Genomic DNA, 19033 nt, shown 5'->3' on the forward strand with positions numbered 1-19033 from the left:
ACCGTGAGCAAGCGTCGAAAGAGCCAGCGGGCCGCGGACACGACCGGGAAGCGCGAGAAGGTACGGGACGTCTTCGTGCCCCGGCCCTTCGAGGGGCTGACCGACGAGCCGGAGTGGATCGCCCTGCGCGAGCTGGTGCCGGCCGCCTCCGCGCCGCTGCGTCTCGCCCCTGACCTGGTGGCGGAGTTCGGCGAGCGGGAGGTCCTGCTGGCCACCGTCCTGCCGATGGCGGCTCCGGCGATGACCAAGCCGGACGGGCGGGTCTTCATCGGCCTGCAGCGGCACCAGCAGTCCGGCGACGTCTCGCGGGACCTCGCGGAGGCGCTGCTCTGCGCCCTGCGTACCGAGCCGGGCCGGCAGGTCGCCGTGCCGCCGCTGCCCGGTCCCGGTCCCCGGCTTCAGGATGTGCTGGTGGACGGGCCGCTGGAGATCACCTTGCACGAGGGTTTCGACTTCTGGCTCGACCCCGGCGCGGCGGACGATCCGACCGTGCAGGCGTCCCTGGAGCGGGCCAACGCGGCCATCTACCCGACGGTGCGGCTGTCCGCGGCGCGCGCCGCGTACTGGTGCCAGGTGCCGGAGAAGGCGCATGTGCGCTGGGTGCTCCCCGACGACGAGGACGCCGCCCTGGACGCGCTGGCGCGGCTCGGCGCGGCCGGCACGCTGACGCTGGGGGAGCAGACGAAGTTCGCCGGGATGTTCCGCGCGCACGGCCGCCTCGTGCCGGTCTGGGACCTTCCCGAGGACACCCCGGCTGCGGAGTGGGAGCAGCCGGTGGCGGAATTCGCCAAGCGCTACGCCGAGGCGCTGGCGGAGCCGGCTCCGCTGGACGCGGCCGCCCGCCGGGCCCGGCACGGCCTCCTCGGCCGCCAGCTCACCCTGCGCTAGGGGCACAGCGTTAAGAAGGGGCCCCTCCGCTACCGGAGACGTTAAGAAGGGGCCCCTCCTTTCAGTGGGTCGCGGACCAGGGGGCAGGACATGCACCGTGGGCCGCCGCGACCGGAGCCCAGCTCGGAGCCGGCGATCGGGATGATCTCGATGCCGGCCCGCTCGAGCTGCGCGTTGGTCTCCGTGTTGCGCTCGTAGCCGACGCAGAGCCGGGGGGCGAGGGCGAGCGTGTTGTTGCCGTCGTCCCACTGCTCCCGCTCGGCGGTCACCGGGTCCAGGCCGGTGTCGATCACCCGGAGCTGGTCCAGGTCCATCGCGTCGGCGGCGGCCCGCAGGAACGGCGCCGGCCCGTCCACCCGCGGGTCCTCGCCGTCGGCGCCGGCGATGACGGTGTACGCGGACAGCGTGCTGGCGATGTTCGGGTACATCAGCACCGCGTCGACGTCGACCATCGTGCAGACGGTGTCGAGGTGCATGGTGGCGCGCTCCTGGGCGATCGGCACGACCAGGATGGTGTGCGCCAGCCGCGAGGCGAAGACCTGGCGGGCGAGGCGCTCGGCGCCCGCCGGCGTGGTCCGCTCGCCCACCCCGACCGCCAGCACGCCGGGGGCGAGCAGCAGCACGTCACCGCCCTCCAGGTGCTCCAGCCAGGGGTGGTAGACGAACTCGGTGCCGGCGAACCGCGGGTGGTGACGGTAGATGGCCTCGGTGAGGGTGGTCTCCCGGCTCCGGGCCGGCATGGCCAGGCTGGTGACCGCGACACGGTCGCCGATCCAGACCGACGAGTCCCGGGTGAAGAGCAGGTTGGGCAGCGGGTCGATGACGAAATCGTGCCGGTCCATCAACGTGTAGACCAGGCCACCCGGACGGTCCCGACCGAGCCGCAGTTCCTCGTGGGCCAGCCCGGCGACGAGCACGTCGGCCAGTGCCGCCGGGTCGAGGTACGCGAGGTGGTCGGCGACCCGGGCGCGCAGCTGGTCGCCGAGCCGGGGCGAGCGCAGCACCTGCTCGGTGAGTTCGGCGCGGGCGTCGGCGACGGCGAGTGTCTCGGCGAGCAGCTCCACCAGATAGAGCACCTCGACGCCCCGGTCGCGCAGGGCGGCGGCGAACGCGTCGTGCTCCTCCTGGGCGCGGCCGACCCACGGGATGGCGTCGAAGAGCAGCGAATCGTTGTTCCGGGGGGTGAGCCGGGCCAGTTCGGGCCCCGGGCGGTGCAGCATGACCGTGCCGAGCCGACCGACCTCACTGTCCACGTAGTGCGTCACTCTGGCAGCGTAGGGCAGGGTTTCTCGGCATCCGGCAAAACGACTGTGGGTGAATATGGCATTCATCCACAGTCATTCCGGCGCTCCGACTTGCCGGCCCCCCGGACCGGCAACGTAGGGTAGTGGGGACATAACTTCGAGGGACCTTTTGCCGGAGGTCGCGATGACTGTCTTCCCCGCTCGTCGAGCCGTACCGTCCGCCCGGGCACTGCCGCCCGTGGCGGTGCCGCACCCCCGGGCGGAGGCCCCGGGGGTTCTCACACCGGCCCGTCCGTCCCCGTTGGAGTGGGCCCGCCGACTGCGGGCCGAGCGGGGGGCGCGGCGGCTGGAGGCGGCCGGCGCGCGGGCGCTGGGCCGCCTCGACCATCTCGGTCCGGCGTGGCACGTCATCGAGTGGCCCCGCACCGACGCCATCGACCTGCTGCGCGAGCACGGCGGGGACGACCGCGCCGGCTTCCTCGCCATCGGCCCGAGCGGGCTCTACGCGGTCACCATCGCCGACCACGGCCGGGCCCGGGTCCTGGTGGCCGGTGACGTCGTGCAGATCAACGGCAAGCGCCCGCCGTACGTGGCGGAGGCCCGGCGCGACGCCAAGCGGGCGAGCAAGGCCCTGAGCGACGCGGTGGGGCTGCCGGTTCCGGTGACGCCGGTGCTGACCTTCGTCGGGTCCGGCGTCATCAGCGTCTACGGCCTCCCGAAGGACTGCCTCATGGCCACCCACCGCGAGTTGGACCGGCTGCTCGTCGCCGCCGGCAACCGGATCAGCCCGGCCACCGCGGAGAAGCTCTCCCAGGTCGCGCAGCACCCGGCCACGTGGCTGAACGGGAGCTACCGGCCGGCGGCCGACTACCGTTGGTACGAGGAGGGCCGAACGGCCGCTGACAAGCCGGTCGGCCGGCGGTAACGTCAGCCGCGACGCCACGCGCCCCGGGTCCGGCCGGCACCCGCCGGTCGCGCCGTCGCCGACCGCCCGGTCCGGGCCTGGAACACCCACCGGCGGCCTGGTCGCCTCGGCGCGGTCAGCGCCCGGCCACGGGACGAGCTAGCGTGGACAGACCGTCGGTGTACATAGGAGGCTCGGTGGCCCACGTCGAACTCTCGCTCTCGGAAGTGTTCGCGCCGACGGCACGGACACCGACAGAGCAGGGGTCCGACAACGTCGGTCGGTGGTCCGCGACCGTCTCCCGGGCGGACGAGCCCTGCCTGTTGATCGACGCCGAGACCCGGGTGGTCGCCGTCTCCGCGTCCGGGTGCGAGCTGCTCTGCCTGGGCGCCCCGCAGGACGTGATCGGGCGGCCGCTGCTCGACGGCGGCCTGCGGCTGCTCGACTTCACCGCCAACCGGGGCGAGCTGGCCGAGCCGGAGATCGACAAGATCCCGCCGCTGCTCGCCCTCTCCTCCGGCCGTCTGGCCCGCGGGCTGCTCCGGATCGAGGGGGCCTCCCCCGAGGATCCCGACGCCACCGTCGACGCCATCTCCACCCCCGTTCTCCGCGGCGGGGCCGTCGCCGGCTCCCTCACCTTCTTCTCCGAGGTCTGACCTGCGGCGGCGTGTGGCGTTCGCCGCACGCACGAAGCTGGGGCGGTTGCCGGCCGAGGCCGTAAGGTGCCTTCATGCTGGATATCGCTCTGCTGCCGGGTGAGTACGCCGTTTGCCGCCTGGCGGCCGGCTCCGCCCTGCCGCCCGACCTGCCGGGCGGGCTGAGCGACGGCGACGTCGTGACGGTGAGCTGGACGGCCGACGGCCTGTCGGTGATCTGCCCCGCCACCCGGGCGCCCGAGCAGACCGAGACCGCCTGGCGTTGCCTGCGGGTGGCCGGTCCGCTCGACCTCGCGGTCTCCGGCACCCTGGCCGCGCTCGTCGACCCGCTTGCCGAGGCCCGGGTCACCGTGGTGGCCTTCTCCACCTATGACACCGACTACGTGCTGGTCCCCGCAGTACGCCTCGACGAGGCGGTCACGGCGCTCGACCGGGCCGGGCACCGGGTGATCACCTAGGTGGCTTCTCCCGGCCGCCGGATACTCCTACGATGGGCTCGGCCCGCTCCGGCCGAAACGACCCACGTCGATGCCCCGAGGATCGTCCGTGCCGCCCACCCCGCCCCGCCACGCCACCGACCGCCCGTCCTCCCGCCGCCACCGGCTGACCGCCGTCGCGGTGCTGCTGGCGGTGTCCGCGGGCTGCGGCGCCCCGCCCGAGCTGCGCAGTCCCACACCTACCCGGACCGCCCGGACCGCCCAACCCGCCCCTACCGGCACACCGACCGCGCCTCCGACGAACGCGCCGACCGGGCTGCCCGGCCTGTCGACACCGACGCCCACCGGCGGCCTCGTCGCCGTCGCGTGCACGGCCGGCCCGTCCGGCCAGCGGGTCACCGACCTGGTACGCGGGCGTGACGTTCTGCCCCGCGACGCCAGGGTACGGGTGCGGACCGGCCCGCTCTGCGCGGAGGACTGGCACTACACCGTCCTCGACGTCACCGGGTACGAGCCGCTGCAGGTGGTGACCCGGGGAACCGGGGCGGCGCCGCGCCTGGTCACCGCCGGGACCGACGTCTGCACCGTGGAGGTCCGGGTCACCGCCCCGGTCGGCGTCCGCACCCTGGCCTGCGACGCCGGCCCGCTCACCCCACCGGGTGCGTAGGCTGTCGCCATGCCGGGAACACCGCCGACCCGCTTCGTCTTCCTCGGGCCCGAGGGCACCTTCGCCGAGCAGGCGCTGCGCACCATCCCCGCCGCGGAGCGGGCCAGCCGCACGCCCGCCCGCAGCGTCGGGGAGGCGCTGGAGAGCGTACGGGCCGGGGAGGCGGACGCGGCGCTCGTGCCGCTGGAGAACTCCATCGGCGGCGCGGTCGGGGTGACGCTTGACGAACTGGCCGAGGGCGACCCGCTGGTGATCACGCGCGAAGTGATCCTGCCGGTCGAGTTCGTGCTCGGTGCCCGCCCCGGCGTCCGCCTCGACGCGGTCCGCAGCGTCGCCGCCCACCCGCAGGCGTCCACCCAGTGCCGAGGTTGGCTGCGTACGCACCTGCCGGACGCCGCCGTGATCGACGTGCTCTCCAACGGCGCCGCCGCGGCCGGCGCCGCGGCCGGCGAGTACGACGCGGCGATCTGCGCCCCGATCGGCGCAACCCGGCACCGGCTCGAGGTGCTGGCCGACAAGATCGCCGACCATCCGGACGCGGTGACCCGGTTCGCGCTGGTCTCCCGGCCGGGCCCGCCTCCGCCGCCGACCGGGGACGACGTGACCTCGCTGGCCGTCTACATCGCCCACGACCGGGTCGGCGCGCTGCTGTCGGTGCTGATGGAGCTGGCCGTGCGGGGGGTCAACCTGACCCGCATCGAGTCCCGCCCGACCGGTGAGGCACTCGGCCGGTACGTGTTCTTCCTCGACTGCACCGGCCACGTGGCCGACGTCCGCCTCGGCGAGGCGCTGCAGGGATTGCGCCGGGTGTGCGCGGACGTGCGGTTCCTCGGGTCGTACCCGCGGCACCGCTGGACCGCGACGACGGGTGACCGGCCGGTCCCCGCGCCGGCCGGGCTCTCCGACGCCGACTACTCGGACGCCGCCGCCTGGCTGGCGCGGCTGCGCCGCGGCGAGTTGAGCTGAGCGGGCGTTCCGCCGGCCGGCGGAACGCCCGGCAACTCAGCTGAGCAGGCCGCCGAGGAGGCCGCCCTGCTGCTCCTGGGTGCCGCTGCCCATGACCGGCGGCTCCTCGGAGGGCTGGACGACCACGAAGCCCTGGCCGGCGAAGCTCATCGTGAAGGCCTCGCCGGTGCGCCGGCCGAGCAGCGTGCCCAGGCCGAGCTGCTCCGCGCGGTGGTAGCCGGTCTGCAGGTTGGCGGACCAGCAGACCGCAGCCTGCGGGTCGACGTAGGTCGGCGCGTCCACGTTGAGTACGACCGGTGTGCCCTTGGTGGTGATGGCGATCCGGCCGTGGCCGCTGAAGACGCAGTTGAACAGCCCGGACGACGAGGCCATGCCGGCGCCGCCGACCATGCGGATGTCGTACTGGAGGCTGGCGTCGAAGGCGAGCACGCTCGAGCCGTTGATGGACAGGGCGTCACCCGGCTCCAGCTCGATGATGTGCACGTCCTTGGCGAAGTCGGCCAGGAAGACGTCGCCCTGGCCGGTGACCTTCATGAGCGGGACACCCTCGCCGGTCAGCTTCTGCTTGAGGAACTTGCCGAGCCCGCCGGAGCCGAGTGCCTGGAACTGCACGTGCCCCTGGTAGGCCACCATCGACCCGACCCGGGCCATCGCCTCGCCGTTGAGTTCGATCTTGAGCATCTTGGAGTTCTGCAGCCGCATACCGGGCTGGGCGGACTCCTTCTCCAGGTTCTCCGAGGAGAAGAGTTCGCTGCGCATGGACGTGCCTCCTACAGTTCGCGGTGCCTTGCCGCCGACGGTAGGTGAGGTCCGCAACGTGCGGCATCGGCTGACCGGGGCGGTGGGGTCAACCCCAGCCCAGCTCGTGCAGGCGGTCGTCGTCGATGCCGAAGTGGTGGGCGATCTCGTGCACCACCGTGACGGCGACCTCGTCCACCACGTCGTCCTCGGTGTCGCAGATGCGCAGGATCGGGTTGCGGTAGATCAGGATTCGGTCCGGCAGGACGCCCCCGTAGTCCCAGCCGCGGTCGGTCAGGGCGTGCCCCTCGTAGAGCCCGAGCAGGTCCTCGCCCGGCGGCGGATCGTCCTCGACCAGGATGACCACGTTGCTCATCAGGGCGAGCAGCTCCTCCGGGACCTCGTCGAGCGCGTCACCGACCAGCTCCTCGAACCGCTCCCGGCTCATCTCCACCGCCACGGCACCCATTCTGCCCACTCGCCGGCCGGCAGGGGCGCGCGCGACGAGTGGCCATCCAGCGCCGGATGGCCACTCGTTCCGGGCGGACGCCCGGTCAGGAGGCGAGGCGGGCCGACAGGGTGATCTCGGCACCCGGGGAGAGCAGGCGCGAGATCGGGCAGTTCTCCTTGGCCACCTCGGCCAGCTTGGTGAACTGCGCCTCGTCCATGCCGGGCACCTGACCGACCGTCTCCAGGTCGATCCGGGTGACCGTCATGCCCGCGTCGGTCTTGTCGAAGTGCACCTTGGCCGTGGTCTCCACCGAGATGCCGGACGCGCCGGCGTCGGCGAGCTGCTTGGAGAGGGCCATCGAGAAGCAGCCGGCGTGCGCGGCGCCGATCAGCTCCTCCGGATTCGTGCCCTCACCCTCCTCGAAGCGCGACTTGAAGGAGTAGTTCCCCTCCAGGCCGCCCTTGCCGGTGCGGACGGTGCCGGAACCCTCGGTGAGATTGCCCTGCCAACGTGCGGAAGCGGTACGGATAGGCATGCACCCGACGCTAGTCGAAAGCCGGCCCTGGGGCGACCGGCCGGTGCACCCCGGGCGCGCGGGTCCGGCCCGCCGGCCACCGCCTGTGTCATGATTCCGCTCAGGGCGCGCCGATCCGGAAGGGGTGCCACCATGTCCCAGGATCTTCCGATTCCCCGGCAGGAGGACCGGTCCGACGACGCCGCCGTCGTGGAGTGGGGCGGGGCCGATCCCCGGCCGCCCGGCCGGAGCCGGCGTTTCCTCGCCGAGCTCGCCCGCGACCGCCGCCTGCCCTTCGTCGTCGCCGGCCTCGGGGCCGCCGCCGGGCTGGCCTCGCTGATCGGCGAGTGGGTGGTGCTGACCCTGCCCACCGCCGGTCCGGACGGTGGACAGCTCCGCCTGCCCGAAGGGGTCTCGAGCGTGGGCGGCTTCGGCGCGGGGTACCTCGTCGGCCTGCTCGGGCTGGCCGTGGCCGTCGCCCTCGCGCTGCGCGGCACCGGCACCGTCCGGGGCAACGCCCGCATCGCCGGCCTGGCACTGGCGGCCGGCCTGCTCGCGATGCTCGTCGCCGCGACCACCACGATCGGCGACAGCGACATGCGCGCCCTCTACTACGGCGAGCAGGCCGGCTTCGACATCGAGTACGGGCGGGGCATCGTCACCGCATTCCTGGCCTGCGCACTCCTCGGGGCGGCACTCCTGCTCGCCCCGGCCGCCGCCGCAACCGCCCCGGCACCGGAGGTCGCCGAGCCGCTGCCGCCCACCGGGCGACGCCGTTCCCACCGGGACGACCCGGGCGACGACCTGCCGCCGCCGGCCGACCTCACCGTCGGCCCCGCCATCCCGTTCGCCCGCCCGGAACCGCCGGTCTGACCCCGCCCGCCCGCGCCGACGCCCACCGGCGCCGGGTCACCCGGCGGGTGCTCTCCGTTGGCACCGGATTCGCCTGAACGCCATGGTCGCGACCGGTTCCGCGAGGTACGGTTGCTGCCCGCCGTCACGCCGGGTCGCACGACCGGAACGGCTGGCCGCGACGGCGGCGGGCGAAGGAGGAACGATGACCCGCCCGGGCCTGCCCAAGCTGATCGCCACCGATCTGGACGGGACCCTCGTCCGCAGCGACGACACGGTCTCCGCGTACACCCACGAGGTGCTCGACCGGGTGCGGGCCGCCGGCATCCCGGTGGTCGGCGCGACCGGTCGCGGGCCCCGGCTCACCGAGCTGACCCGCAACGACATCCGCGCCGCCGACTTCCTGGTGATGGCCGGCGGTGGCCGGGTGGTCGACCAGAGTGACCCGGACGGGCCGCTGGTGCTGCGCGACGAGCGGCTGTCCGGCACCGTGCTGGCCGAACTCCTCGCCGAACTCGAGGCCGAGGTCGGTCCGCTGACCGTGATGGTCGAGGCGTCCGACGAGCATGACGCGCCGCTCTGGGGCGATCGCCACCCGAGCTGGCCCTACCAGGACCGGGTCGAGGCGCGCAGCCGAGCCGAGTGCCTCTCCTGCGATGTGATCAAAGCGTTCGCGCGTACCGCCGACCACCACGTCGACGAGCTGCTGGAGGTCGCTCGGCGGATCGTGCCGCCGCAGGTCGCCACGCTCACCCAGGCCGGCCTGGGCTTCGTCGAGATCTGCCCGCCGGGCGTCGACAAGGCGACCGGGCTCACCGTGGTCGCCGAACGGCTCGGCGTGGACCCGGCCGAGGTGCTTGTCTTCGGCGATCAGCCGAACGACCTGCCGATGTTCGCCTGGGCCGGTTGGGGCCGGGTGGCGGTGGCAAACGCCCACCCCGCGGTTCGCACGGTGGCCGACGAGATCACTCTGCGCAACGACGACGACGGGGTGGCGGTGTACCTCGATCGACTACTCTCCCGCTGATGGGAGAGCCACCCCGGCTGGTCGCCACCGACATCGACGGCACGCTGCTCCGCGACGACCGGACGCTGAGCCCGCGCACCGCCGGGGTCCTGGCCCGGATCGCCGCGCTGGGCACGCCGGTCGTGCTGGTCACCGGCCGACCCATCCGCTGGCTCAAGCTGGTGTACGACCAGCTCACCGAGCCGCTGCCGGCGATCTGCGCCAACGGCGCCGTCGTCTACGACCCCGTCACGGACGAGGTGCTGCGGGCCGACCCGCTCGCCCCCGAACTGCTCGCCGAGGTGGCCCGCCGGCTGCGTGCCGAGGTGCCCGGGGTGAGCTTCGCGGTGGAGATCGTCGACAGCCGGGAGATGCGGCACGAGCCGCACTACCCGCTGCGGTGGGACGCCGACCACGACGCGATCCGGGCGGTGGAGAGCCCGGAGGAGCTGCACTCCGCCCCGGCGGTGAAGCTGCTGGCCCGCGCCGGCGAGCAGGACCCGGACGCCTTCGTCGCACTTGTCGCCGGGGCGCTGGCCGGGCTTGCCGAGGCGACCCACTCGTCGTACTCCGGTCTGGTCGAGATCTCCGCGGCGGGGGTGACCAAGGCGGCCGGCCTGGCCTGGTACTGCTCCCGGCACGGTGTCGACCCCGCCGACGTGCTGGCCTTCGGCGACATGCCCAACGACGTGCCGATGCTGACCTGGGCGGGTCGGGGCGTCGCGGTCGCCAACGCGCACCACGCCGTCCTGAAGATCGCGGACGAGGTCACCGAGGCGAACACGGCCGACGGGGTGGCCGCGTACCTGGAGCGGGTCTTCGGGCTGGGCTGAGCGGCCGGCCGTGGCGGCCGGCCGTGGCGGCCGGCCGTGGCGGCCGGCCGCCCAGTTGGTCAGAGGTACTGGCCGGTGCTGTGTCCCTCGCCGCCGGAGGGCTGGCCCATGCCGGGCATGCCCGGCAGCACGCCGCCGGGGCCGCTCGGCAGCGCCTGGCGGCCTGAGCGCATCTGCTCCAGCTGCACGCGGGCGGCCATCTGCTGCGCGACGAGGGCCGCCTGGATCCCGTGGAAGAGCCCCTCCAGCCAGCCCACGAGCTGCGCGTGCGCGATACGCAGCTCGCCCTCGCTGGGCGCCTTCTCGTCGGTGAAGGGCAGCGAGATGCGCTCCAGTTCCTCCCGCAGCTCGGGAGCGAGCCCCTCCTTGAGCTCGACGATCGACCGCTCGTGGATCTCCCGCATGCGGTACCGGCTGGCGTCGTCCAGCGGTGCCGCCTTGACCTCCTCCAGCAGCTGCTTGATCATGCTGCCGATCCGCATCACCTTGGCCGGTTGCTCGACCAGGCGGGCCGGGTCCTCGCCCGGTCCCTCGTCGGTCTGCACCGTGCCGACCGGCCGGCCGTCGGGCCCGACCACCACCACGGTGCCGGTGCGGGCGGTGCCGTCCTGGTCCGGCTCGTCGTTCTGTCCAGCTGACTGCGCTTCGGTCATGGGATCCATCTTTACCCAGCCGCACCCCCCGATGCGCCCCGGGACCGGCGGCCGACGACGATCGGGTGGGGACGGCGCGGGACCGTCGCGGCGCGCTAACGTCGCGGGCATGCCCAGCGATCCGCGTGCCGTGCTCACCCGCCCCGCGCCGGCCCCGGACGCCACCGTCGCGTACGGCGACCACCCCGAGCAGGTCGCGGATCTGCGCCGGCCGGCCGGGACCGGTCCGGCCCGGCGGCTGGTGATCGTGGTGCACGGCGGGTTCTGGCGCGCGGAGTACGACCGCCGGCACACCGGCCCGCTGGCGAGCGCGCTGGCCGCGCTCGGTCACCCGGTCGCCCAACTGGAGTACCGCCGGACCGGGCAGCCCGACGGCGGCTGGCCCGGGACCCTGGCCGACGTCCTGGCCGGGGTGTCCGAGCTGCCCCGCCTAGCGGCCGAGGCGCTGCCGGGCGAGGTGCCGCCCGGCGCGCCGCTCCTCGTCGGTCACTCCGCCGGCGGGCAGCTGGCCCTGTACGCCGCTGCGGTCCGACCGGGCGCGGTCGGCGGCGTCCTCGCCCTGGCCCCGGTGACGGACCTCGCCGAGGCGCACCGGCTGGACCTGGACTCCGGAGCGGTGTCCGCGCTGCTCGGTGGCGGCCCGGCCGACGTACCGGACCGGTACGCGGCCTGTGATCCACGATCGTTGGTGCCGATCCCAGCACGGACCGTAGTCATCCATGGTGCGCTCGACCAGCAGGTGCCGGTGGCGATGAGCCGGGATTTCGTGGCCGCCGAACGAGCCGCCGGGGGTGATGTACGCCTCGTTGAGCTGCCAACTTGCGAGCACTTCGGTCTCATTGACCCGGAGTCGCCGGCCTGGCCGGAGGTATCCACTGCGTTGCGGTCTCTCGCTTGAAGATCATTAGGCATTGACGGAGCGTCGCGGAGCAGGTAGAACGCCGGAGGGGCGCAACCCGCCCGGCAAACATTCGGAAGGAACTCGGTGTCACAGATGAACCGCAGGCGGGCCCTACAACTGCTGGCCGCGCTCGGTACGGCCGGACTCGTGGCCGGATGTGGCGACGACAGTGAACCCGAGTCCGCGGCGCAGCTCAGCCCGATCAAGATCGGCCTGATCGCACCGCAGGTCGGCAACCTCAAGGAGATCGGCGCCGAGATCGTCAACGGCTTCCAGCTCTTCCTGGAGCTCAACCAGGGGCTGTTGGGCGGGCACCCGACCGAGCTGATCACCGCCGAGGAGGGCGACGACGAGAAGACCGGCCGTGCCGCCGTCGATGAACTGCTCAAGCAGGGCGTCCTGGCCCTCACCGGCGTGGTCAGCTCGGCCGTCATGTTCGGCATCAAGGACACGGTGGAGCAGGCCCGGGTGCCGCTGGTCGGGTCCAACGCCTCGCCCACCAACCTGCAGAGCGTCTTCTACATCTGGCGTACCTCGTACGTGCTCGACGAGGCCGGCCGGGCCCTCGGCCGGTACCTGCGGAGCCTGCCGGTGTCGGACGGGCCGCGACGGATCGCGATCATCATGCCGGAGTCCGCGGCCGCTCAGGACGTGCTGCGGGGCTTCCGGCAGGAGTTCGGCGAGTCCGACCCGCGGATCAAGGACCCGGTCACCTGGACCCAGAACTTCGCCGGGACCCCGGGCAAGACCGCCTTCCGCCGCGACATCCAGGCTGCCCTCCGGCGCCAGCCGGACGGTGTCTTCTGCTTCTACACCGGCGCGGCGGCGATCGAGTTCATCAAGCAGCTGCGGGAAGAGGGATACAGCGGCCCGATCTACGCCCCGGGCTTCCTCACCGAGGGCACCGTGCTGGAGAGCTTCAAGGACGAGAAGGACGTCGTCGGCATCCAGACCGCTCTCAACTACTCGCCCGACATCAACAACGCGGCCAACCGGCTCTTCGCCTCGGCGTACCGGAAGAAGCACGGCAGCTCTCCGACCACCTACGCCATGGCGTCGTACGACGCGGCGCAGGTGCTCAACCAGGCGATCCGGATCGCGGGCGAGTCGCCCTCCGCGCAGGACGTGAACCTCGCCCTCGGCAAGATCGGCCAGATCGACAGCCCGCGCGGGGTGTGGCAGTTCAACCAGCCGCGCACGCCGCAGCAGAAGTGGTACCTCCGCGAGGTCCAGCTCGACGGCCAGGTGCTGGCCAACGTACTCATCACCGAGTTGGCCACGCTCGGCTGAACCCACCAAGGCGCAGCGAGAGGGCCGGTCTCCCGTCCGGGAGACCGGCCCTCTCCGCGTGCTCGCCGAAGCGGCCGGCGCCCTAGTGGCGCAGCTCCGCGATGCAACACTTCACGCTGCCGCCGCCCTTCTTCAGCTCGGCCAGCTCGACCGGCACCGGCTGGTAGCCGGCCGCCTCCAGCTTGCCGGCGAGCCCGGTCGCCTCGCTGTTGAGGACGACGTTGAGCCCGTCGCTGACCAGGTTCAGGCCGAACGCGAGGGCGTCGGCGTCGTCGGCCACCACCGCGTCCGGAAAGAGCTGGGCCAGGACCTTCTGGCTGGCGGCCGAGAAGGCGCCCGGGTAGTAGACGACGTTGCCGTCGTCGATCGAGGCGAGCGCCACGTCGAGGTGGTAGAAGCGGGGGTCGACCAGCCGCAGCGAGACCACCGGCCGGCCCAGCGCCTCCTGCGCCTCGGCGTGGGCGGCGGGATCGGTCCGGAACCCGTACCCGGCGAGGATGAGACCGCCGTGCGCCGCCGGCAGGTACGCGAAGTCGCCCTCACCCTCGTTGGTGACCGTCGGGGCGATGAAGCGCCAGCCCTGCGTCTCGTAGAAGGCGCGGTGGACGGCCGCCTCGGCGGTCCGCTGCTCGTGCTTGAACTGAGCGCCGTAGACCGTGCCGTCGACGACGAACGCGCCGTTGGCCGCGTACACCATGTCGGGCAGGCCCGGCTCGGGACTGAGCAGGTGCACGTCGTGGCCGAGACCCACCAGGGTCTCGCGCAGCCGATCCCACTGCTTGACCGCCAGCTCCGCGTCGACCGCTGCGGTGACGTCCATCCACGGGTTGATCGCGTACTCGACCGCGAAGTGCTCGGGCGAGCACATGAGATATGTCCGCTTTCGCGGCACTCGCTGCTGCTTCACGGTGACCAAGGGTAGGTACCGTGGAACGGCGATAACAGCCACAACCATTGCTTCCCGGAGGCAGAACGTTGCAGATAGACGCGGTGGACCAGCGAATCATTGCGTTGCTCGTCGCTGATGCCCGAGCCTCGTACGCCGACATCGGTCAGCGGGTCTCACTCTCCGCTCCGGCGGTCAAGCGACGGGTCGACCGGCTCCGGGCGGCCGGCGTCATCCGGGGATTCACGGCCGTCGTGGACCCGGCCGCCGTCGGCTGGACCACCGAGGCCTTCGTGGAGCTGTTCTGCGCCGGCCGGACGACCCCCGCCCAGATCGGCGTGGCCGCCCGGCGGCACCCCGAGGTGGTCGGCGCGTACACCGTTTCCGGCGAGGCGGACGCCCTCGTCCACCTGCGGGCCGCCGACATCGCGCACCTGGAGGCGGCGCTGGAGCGGCTGCGGGCCGAGTCCTTCGTGACGTCCACCCGCAGCACCATCGTGCTCTCCCGGCTCGTGGAGTCCCCGGGCGTCGGCCCGTCGTCCGGCTGACCGCCCGGGGCGGATTGTTAACAAGGGGCCCCTCCTCTACCGCAGGCGTTAAGAAGGGGCCCTTCCTTCGGCGGAACCGGAGAGGGGGCGGTCGCGTCGGAGTGGGCATGACACCGGCTCGGTCGACCGCCGTCGCGGGCGCGCTGCTCGCCCTCACGCTGCTCGCGGGCAGTGCGGCGCTGCCCGCCACGCCGGGAGTGCCGGACGAGGCTCCCCCGCCGGCGCCGCCCGCTGCGCTCCGGCTGGTCTCCTTCGACTCCTGTGCCGACGCGCTGGCCGCGCTGCGCACCGCGGCCGCCGCACACGTCGGCCCGTGGGGGTTCGGCGACGGTCGATTCGGCATGCCGAATGTCAGGCGCGAGGCGATCGCCCAGTCAGCGACCGCGGCCCGGGCGGACACCTCGGCGCCGGGGCACTCGACCACCAACGTCCAGGAACGCGGCGTCGACGAGCCGGACGTGGTCAAGACGGACGGGCGCCGCATCGTCACGGTAACCGGCGGCGTACTCCGCGTCGTCGACCCCGCCAGCCGGCAGGTCACCGGTCGCCTCGACCTCACCGCCAGCCGGTCTGGGAAGGGCTGGTCGCAGCACGACCTCCTGCTGCACGGCGACCGCGCCCTGGTGCTCACCGAGGACGTGGAGCTCGGCCTGCGCCGGCCCGCCGTGACACGGCCCGGGTTCCTCCCGGACGGGCCTCCGCACGACCGCACCGGCAGCCGGCTGGTGCTTGTGGACCTCGCGGGCGCGCCCCGGGTGCTCGGCACGTACCGGATCGAGGGCCGCACGGTCGACGCCCGGCAGACCGGCGGCACCGCCCGGGTGGTGGTCCGGTCCGCGGCCCAGGTGCCGTTCCCCGAGCTGCCCGGCGCCGAGGACGCGGCGCGCACCGCCGCCAACCGGGCCGCCGTCGCCGCCGCCGGCATCGACGCGTGGCTGCCGGCGTACGAGTGGAGCGCCGGAACCGAACGGAGGACGGGGCAGGTCGGCTGTGACCGGCTGAGCCGGCCGACCACCACCACCGGCACCTCGGTGCTGACCGTGCTCAGCTTCGATCTGGCGGCCGACCGGCTCACCGACGGCGACCCGGTCAGCGTGGCCGCCGACGCGGACACCGTCTACGGCACCGGCACCAGCCTCTACCTGGCCGGCGAGCGTCACCTGGGCGGGCCGCCGCGGCCGGGCCGGTGGGTGCGCCCGACCGGTCCGTCGGTCACCGACATCTACCAGTTCGACACCGGCGCCGCCGGCCGTCCGCGGTACGTGGCCGCCGGTTCGGTGCCCGGCTGGCTCGTCAACCAGTACGCCCTGTCGGAGTGGGAGGGGCACCTCCGGGTGGCCACGACCACCGGCGGCGACGTGCGCACCGCGGAGTCGGGGGTGCACGTGTTGCGCCGGCAGGGCGCCGCCCTGGTCCGGGTCGGCGCGGTCACCGGACTGGGCCGGGGCGAGCGGATCTTCTCGGTGCGCTACCTCGGCGGCACCGCGTACGTGGTGACCTTCCGGCGGACCGACCCGCTCTACGCCCTCGACCTGACCGACCACACCGCCCCCCGGGTGACCGGCGAGCTGAAGATCACCGGCTACTCCGCGTACCTGCACCCGCTCGCCGACGGCCGGCTGCTCGGCGTCGGGCAGGAGGCGGACCGGAACGGACGGGTGCAGGGCGTGCAGGTGTCGCTCTTCGACGTCCGGGACCCGGCCCGGCCGGTCCGGGTGGACCGCTGGCACCGGCCGCACGCGTGGTCGGCGGCCGAGCACGACCCGCACGCCTTCCTGTACGACCCGGGCACGGGGCTGGTAGCCGTCCCGGTCGACGACGGCGTACGACTGCTGCGGGTGGCCGGGGACGCGATAACGGAGCAGGGCCGGGTGTCCCATCCCGGGGCGCACGTCATCCGGTCGCTGCTCGTCGGCGACACGCTGTGGACGGTGTCGGAGGCGGGCCTGCGGGCCAGCGACCCGGCGACCGCGCGGAGCCTCGCCTGGCTCCCCTCGACCTGATTCTCCCTCCCCCGGTGGGTGGGGCCCGGTCATTCGGGGTTCCGGGCTCCACCCGCCGTCAGGTCGTCAGAGGTACATCCCGGTCCGGTGCTCGCCCTCGTCCCGCCGGACCGGCTTGTCGCCCTCCCCGAAGAAGCGCTTGCCGCCGAACTCGCCGTGCAGCCGGTCGTCCAACTCGTCCGCGAGGCCCGTCATCACCTGCACGGCCAGCATCAGGTGGGTCGGCTGGAAGTTGCGGCCGAAGACCGGGATGGACGCCCAGACGGTGTCGTCGGCGCAGTAGAGGCGGCCGATCGGCATGCGGTTGGTCAGCTCGGACAGCTTCACGTACAGCCGCTCCGTCGGCTCGACCTCGGTCAGCACCGGGGAGAAGACGTCGACAAGCGGCGGGTTGTCGCGTACCCGCACGAAGACCATCGCGGAGCCGGCCCGGATGTTGATGTCCCCGTCCGAGTCGACCTGCAGCCGGTCCGAATCCGACTTCAGCATCGTGGAGACCACCGTGCGGACCCGGTCCGCCAGGTCCAGCACGTCCTGGGTGCCCGGTGTCGCGGCCTTGAGCGCCTCGTCCAGGTCGGCCTCGACGTCGCGGTCGACCCCGAACTCGCTGCGGGCCGTGCCGAGCGGTCCGCTCTCCAGCGGCTCGCCGTCGGCGTCGTGGATCAGGTAGACGAGGAAGGCGGGATGCGGGGCGCCGTAGACGTCGCGCAACGTACGCGAGAACACGGCGGCGAGTTTCGTCGCCTCGGCCACGTCGCCGTCCAGGCCGAACTGCTCGCCCGAGCCCTCGACCACACCGGGCGGCGACCAGCCGAGCGCCACCATGTCCGCGACGGCCGCCCGGTCCAGCCGGTAACCCGCCGGCAGCCCCGCGTTGCCGACGGCCCGCGCGGCGATCCTGCCGTCGGGTCCGACGTCGATGCTTATCGAGTAGACGGCGTCACCGGTGCCGGAGGCCGTCGGGTCGAGGGTCAGCTCCACGTGCGCCCCGACCGGCAGTGTCGCCAGCCGGTCGGCCAGCGCCCGGGCGAACTCCCGCCACGCGTGCGTCACCTTGGCCCGCAGGTCGGCGGTGGTCGGCTCGTCCAGCAGGATCGACTCGTGGTGCTCCGGCAGGCCGCCGGCCGGCCTCGGGGGGTGGTCCGCCGTCATGATCGCCTCCGTCCGTCAAGGTCACCCTACCGAGGGACCGGGGGACGCGAATCGGGCCCGACCGGGATCGGACAGCGCCCTTGTCACATCGGCCGCGCGCCGCGTGTCGGCAGGTTAGGAACCCTAACCTCACAGCCACGGGAGCGCACGATGTCCGTCACGCAGCTCGTCGTCACCCTCCTGGCCGCCGCCATGGTGGCCTTCTCCGGCGTCGCCGTCCTCCTCCGGGCCAGCTGGGTCGTCCAGCCGCTTGCCGAGTACGGCGTTCCGCGCTCGTGGTGGCCCTGGCTCGGCACCGCCAAGGCCGCCGGGGCGGCCGGCCTGCTGGTCGGTCTGGTCCTACCGGTGATCGGGACGGTGGCCGGGCTCGCCCTGGTGGCGTACTTCACCGGCGCCGTCATCACCGTGCTCCGGGCCCGCGCGTACTCGCACGTCCCCTTCCCACTGATCTACGCGGCGCCGGTGGTCGTCGCCCTCGGGATCGGCACGTTCAGCTGATCATGGAACACTCCGGACGAGGAGGAGGGCCGATGCCGCAGCCAGAGTGGCTCACCGCGCGCTTCGAGCAGGAGCGGGGCCGGCTGCGTGCGGTGGCCTACCGGATGCTGGGCTCGCTCAGCGAGGCCGAGGACGCGGTGCAGGAGGCCTGGCTGCGGATCAGCCGCGCCGACACCGACGAGGTCGAGAACCTGGACGCGTGGTTGACCACGGTGGTGGCGCGGGTCTGCCTCAACCTGCTGCGCTCCCGCCGGTCCCGGCCCGAGGACCCGGTCGACGTGCACGTGCCCGATCCGGTCGTCAGCAGCGAGGACGCGGCGCACCCGGAGCGGGCGGCCGTGCTCGCGGACTCGGTGGGGCTGGCGCTGCTTGTGGTGCTGGACACCCTCACGCCCGCCGAGCGGATCGCCTTCGTCCTGCACGACATGTTCGCCGTGCCCTTCGACGAGATCGGTCCGATGATCGATCGCTCACCGGCCGCCGCCCGGCAGCTGGCCAGCCGGGCACGGCGACGGGTACGCGGTCAGGCGCCGGTGCCGGATCCCGACCTCGGTCGCCAGCGCGCCGTCGTCGACGCCTTCTTCGCCGCCGCGCGCGACGGTGACTTCGACGGGCTGGTGGCCGTACTCCACCCGGAGGTGGTGCTGCGCTCCGACGGCGGCACGGCCCGGGCCCGCCACACGACCGTGTTCAGTGGCGCCCGGACGGTGGCCGCCCAGGCGATCACGTTCGGCCGGCTCTCCCCGTTCGCCCGGCCGGCGCTGGTGAACGGGGCGGCCGGCGCCGTCGTGGTGGCCGACGGGAACCCGCTGTCGGTGATGGGCTTCACCGTCACCGGCGGCCGGATCGTCGCCATCGACGTCGTCGCGGATCCGGACCGGCTCCGCCGGCTGGACCTGGACTGGTGACGGTGACGTCCGCCAGGTCGTCACGGCGGTGCCGCCGT

General features: G+C 73.3%; 22 protein-coding genes. 15 read left to right on the forward strand and 7 right to left on the reverse strand.

Translation table 11 applies throughout. The features are described from left to right. Positions 1 to 3 precede the first annotated feature (3 nt). Positions 4 to 888, forward strand: coding sequence for a DUF5926 family protein (locus ABTW87_RS18555; RefSeq protein ID WP_350652060.1), 885 nt, complete (start codon positions 4 to 6; stop codon positions 886 to 888). 41 nt (positions 889 to 929) lie between these two features. On the opposite strand, the gene ABTW87_RS18560 is transcribed toward ABTW87_RS18555, so the two are convergent. Continuing rightward, positions 930 to 2108, reverse strand: coding sequence for an arginine deiminase (locus ABTW87_RS18560; protein WP_350652147.1), 1179 nt, complete (start codon positions 2106 to 2108; stop codon positions 930 to 932). A gap of 208 nt (positions 2109 to 2316) precedes the next feature. On the opposite strand from ABTW87_RS18560, the gene ABTW87_RS18565 reads away from it, so the two are divergent. From ABTW87_RS18565 to pheA, 5 genes are all read left to right on the forward strand, one after another. Next, positions 2317 to 3057, forward strand: a complete 741-nt coding sequence (locus tag ABTW87_RS18565; protein WP_350652061.1) for a hypothetical protein — start codon at positions 2317 to 2319, stop codon at positions 3055 to 3057. A gap of 176 nt (positions 3058 to 3233) precedes the next feature. Then, positions 3234 to 3692, forward strand: a complete 459-nt coding sequence (locus ABTW87_RS18570; protein ID WP_350652062.1) for a hypothetical protein — start codon at positions 3234 to 3236, stop codon at positions 3690 to 3692. 74 nt (positions 3693 to 3766) lie between these two features. After that, positions 3767 to 4150, forward strand: a complete 384-nt coding sequence (locus tag ABTW87_RS18575) for an ACT domain-containing protein (protein ID WP_350652063.1) — start codon at positions 3767 to 3769, stop codon at positions 4148 to 4150. Between the two features lie 88 nt (positions 4151 to 4238). Next, positions 4239 to 4796 carry a hypothetical protein gene (locus ABTW87_RS18580; RefSeq protein WP_350652064.1) on the forward strand — a complete coding sequence of 186 codons (558 nt, stop codon included), beginning with the start codon at positions 4239 to 4241 and terminating at the stop codon, positions 4794 to 4796. Between the two features lie 9 nt (positions 4797 to 4805). Next, positions 4806 to 5762 carry a prephenate dehydratase gene (pheA, locus tag ABTW87_RS18585; protein WP_350652065.1) on the forward strand — a complete coding sequence of 319 codons (957 nt, stop codon included), beginning with the start codon at positions 4806 to 4808 and terminating at the stop codon, positions 5760 to 5762. Between the two features lie 36 nt (positions 5763 to 5798). Here pheA and ABTW87_RS18590 read toward each other — a convergent pair whose 3' ends face one another. From ABTW87_RS18590 to ABTW87_RS18600, 3 genes are all read right to left on the reverse strand, one after another. Beyond that, positions 5799 to 6521, reverse strand: a complete 723-nt coding sequence (locus ABTW87_RS18590) for an AIM24 family protein (RefSeq protein WP_350652066.1) — start codon at positions 6519 to 6521, stop codon at positions 5799 to 5801. A gap of 88 nt (positions 6522 to 6609) precedes the next feature. Then, positions 6610 to 6954, reverse strand: coding sequence for a metallopeptidase family protein (locus ABTW87_RS18595; RefSeq protein WP_350652148.1), 345 nt, complete (start codon positions 6952 to 6954; stop codon positions 6610 to 6612). A 100-nt stretch (positions 6955 to 7054) separates the two neighbouring features. Beyond that, entirely contained in the window at positions 7055 to 7486 is a 432-nt protein-coding gene (locus ABTW87_RS18600; RefSeq protein WP_350652067.1) for an OsmC family protein, read from the reverse strand. 132 nt (positions 7487 to 7618) lie between these two features. Between ABTW87_RS18600 and ABTW87_RS18605 the strand changes: the two genes are divergently transcribed. From ABTW87_RS18605 to ABTW87_RS18615, 3 genes are all read left to right on the forward strand, one after another. Next, complete coding sequence (locus tag ABTW87_RS18605) at positions 7619 to 8338, forward strand: hypothetical protein (RefSeq protein WP_350652068.1); 720 nt, start codon at positions 7619 to 7621, stop codon at positions 8336 to 8338. 184 nt (positions 8339 to 8522) lie between these two features. Then, the gene (locus ABTW87_RS18610) at positions 8523 to 9344 is read left to right on the forward strand and encodes an HAD family hydrolase (RefSeq protein WP_350652069.1); all 822 of its coding nucleotides are present in this window, start codon (positions 8523 to 8525) and stop codon (positions 9342 to 9344) included. Further along, positions 9344 to 10156 carry an HAD family hydrolase gene (locus tag ABTW87_RS18615; protein WP_350652070.1) on the forward strand — a complete coding sequence of 271 codons (813 nt, stop codon included), beginning with the start codon at positions 9344 to 9346 and terminating at the stop codon, positions 10154 to 10156. Before ABTW87_RS18610 ends, ABTW87_RS18615 begins: the two co-directional genes overlap by 1 nt. A gap of 59 nt (positions 10157 to 10215) precedes the next feature. Here ABTW87_RS18615 and ABTW87_RS18620 read toward each other — a convergent pair whose 3' ends face one another. Then, positions 10216 to 10818, reverse strand: coding sequence for a bacterial proteasome activator family protein (locus tag ABTW87_RS18620; protein ID WP_350652071.1), 603 nt, complete (start codon positions 10816 to 10818; stop codon positions 10216 to 10218). Positions 10819 to 10918: 100 nt separating this feature from the next. On the opposite strand from ABTW87_RS18620, the gene ABTW87_RS18625 reads away from it, so the two are divergent. Together ABTW87_RS18625 and ABTW87_RS18630 are read left to right on the forward strand one after the other, a co-directional pair. Further along, complete coding sequence (locus tag ABTW87_RS18625) at positions 10919 to 11707, forward strand: alpha/beta hydrolase family protein (RefSeq protein WP_350652072.1); 789 nt, start codon at positions 10919 to 10921, stop codon at positions 11705 to 11707. A gap of 87 nt (positions 11708 to 11794) precedes the next feature. Next, positions 11795 to 13000, forward strand: a complete 1206-nt coding sequence (locus tag ABTW87_RS18630; protein WP_350652073.1) for an ABC transporter substrate-binding protein — start codon at positions 11795 to 11797, stop codon at positions 12998 to 13000. Positions 13001 to 13082: 82 nt separating this feature from the next. Here ABTW87_RS18630 and ddaH read toward each other — a convergent pair whose 3' ends face one another. After that, positions 13083 to 13916, reverse strand: coding sequence for a dimethylargininase (gene ddaH / locus ABTW87_RS18635; RefSeq protein ID WP_350652074.1), 834 nt, complete (start codon positions 13914 to 13916; stop codon positions 13083 to 13085). Between the two features lie 59 nt (positions 13917 to 13975). Between ddaH and ABTW87_RS18640 the strand changes: the two genes are divergently transcribed. Continuing rightward, complete coding sequence (locus ABTW87_RS18640) at positions 13976 to 14434, forward strand: Lrp/AsnC family transcriptional regulator (RefSeq protein WP_350652075.1); 459 nt, start codon at positions 13976 to 13978, stop codon at positions 14432 to 14434. A gap of 107 nt (positions 14435 to 14541) precedes the next feature. After that, positions 14542 to 16437: a beta-propeller domain-containing protein gene (locus ABTW87_RS18645; protein ID WP_350652076.1), complete on the forward strand. Its 1896-nt coding sequence runs from the start codon at positions 14542 to 14544 to the stop codon at positions 16435 to 16437. A 66-nt stretch (positions 16438 to 16503) separates the two neighbouring features. Here ABTW87_RS18645 and ABTW87_RS18650 read toward each other — a convergent pair whose 3' ends face one another. Beyond that, entirely contained in the window at positions 16504 to 17589 is a 1086-nt protein-coding gene (locus ABTW87_RS18650) for a T3SS (YopN, CesT) and YbjN peptide-binding chaperone 1 (RefSeq protein ID WP_350652077.1), read from the reverse strand. A gap of 150 nt (positions 17590 to 17739) precedes the next feature. Between ABTW87_RS18650 and ABTW87_RS18655 the strand changes: the two genes are divergently transcribed. Then, positions 17740 to 18087 carry a DoxX family protein gene (locus ABTW87_RS18655; protein WP_350652078.1) on the forward strand — a complete coding sequence of 116 codons (348 nt, stop codon included), beginning with the start codon at positions 17740 to 17742 and terminating at the stop codon, positions 18085 to 18087. Between the two features lie 32 nt (positions 18088 to 18119). Beyond that, the gene (gene sigJ / locus ABTW87_RS18660; protein ID WP_350652079.1) at positions 18120 to 18995 is read left to right on the forward strand and encodes an RNA polymerase sigma factor SigJ; all 876 of its coding nucleotides are present in this window, start codon (positions 18120 to 18122) and stop codon (positions 18993 to 18995) included. Positions 18996 to 19033: the final 38 nt, after the last annotated feature.

The sequence above is a fragment of the Micromonospora sp. NPDC126480 genome, assembly GCF_040302465.1.
Taxonomy (GTDB): domain Bacteria; phylum Actinomycetota; class Actinomycetes; order Mycobacteriales; family Micromonosporaceae; genus Micromonospora.

Bases quoted from the DNA above. Each gene is read 5' to 3' on its own strand.
- ABTW87_RS18655 (WP_350652078.1), top strand. From the start codon at position 17,740: ATGTCCGTCACGCAGCTCGTCGTCACCCTCCTGGCCGCCGCCATGGTG.
- ABTW87_RS18620 (WP_350652071.1), bottom strand. From the start codon at position 10,818: ATGGATCCCATGACCGAAGCGCAGTCAGCTGGACAGAACGACGAGCCG.
- ABTW87_RS18625 (WP_350652072.1), top strand. From the start codon at position 10,919: ATGCCCAGCGATCCGCGTGCCGTGCTCACCCGCCCCGCGCCGGCCCCG.
- ABTW87_RS18610 (WP_350652069.1), top strand. From the start codon at position 8,523: ATGACCCGCCCGGGCCTGCCCAAGCTGATCGCCACCGATCTGGACGGG.
- ABTW87_RS18565 (WP_350652061.1), top strand. From the start codon at position 2,317: ATGACTGTCTTCCCCGCTCGTCGAGCCGTACCGTCCGCCCGGGCACTG.
- ABTW87_RS18615 (WP_350652070.1), top strand. From the start codon at position 9,344: ATGGGAGAGCCACCCCGGCTGGTCGCCACCGACATCGACGGCACGCTG.
- ABTW87_RS18600 (WP_350652067.1), bottom strand. From the start codon at position 7,486: ATGCCTATCCGTACCGCTTCCGCACGTTGGCAGGGCAATCTCACCGAG.
- ABTW87_RS18560 (WP_350652147.1), bottom strand. From the start codon at position 2,108: ATGCTGCACCGCCCGGGGCCCGAACTGGCCCGGCTCACCCCCCGGAAC.
- ABTW87_RS18650 (WP_350652077.1), bottom strand. From the start codon at position 17,589: ATGACGGCGGACCACCCCCCGAGGCCGGCCGGCGGCCTGCCGGAGCAC.
- ABTW87_RS18645 (WP_350652076.1), top strand. From the start codon at position 14,542: ATGACACCGGCTCGGTCGACCGCCGTCGCGGGCGCGCTGCTCGCCCTC.
- pheA (WP_350652065.1), top strand. From the start codon at position 4,806: ATGCCGGGAACACCGCCGACCCGCTTCGTCTTCCTCGGGCCCGAGGGC.
- ABTW87_RS18575 (WP_350652063.1), top strand. From the start codon at position 3,767: ATGCTGGATATCGCTCTGCTGCCGGGTGAGTACGCCGTTTGCCGCCTG.
- sigJ (WP_350652079.1), top strand. From the start codon at position 18,120: ATGCCGCAGCCAGAGTGGCTCACCGCGCGCTTCGAGCAGGAGCGGGGC.
- ABTW87_RS18605 (WP_350652068.1), top strand. From the start codon at position 7,619: ATGTCCCAGGATCTTCCGATTCCCCGGCAGGAGGACCGGTCCGACGAC.
- ABTW87_RS18590 (WP_350652066.1), bottom strand. From the start codon at position 6,521: ATGCGCAGCGAACTCTTCTCCTCGGAGAACCTGGAGAAGGAGTCCGCC.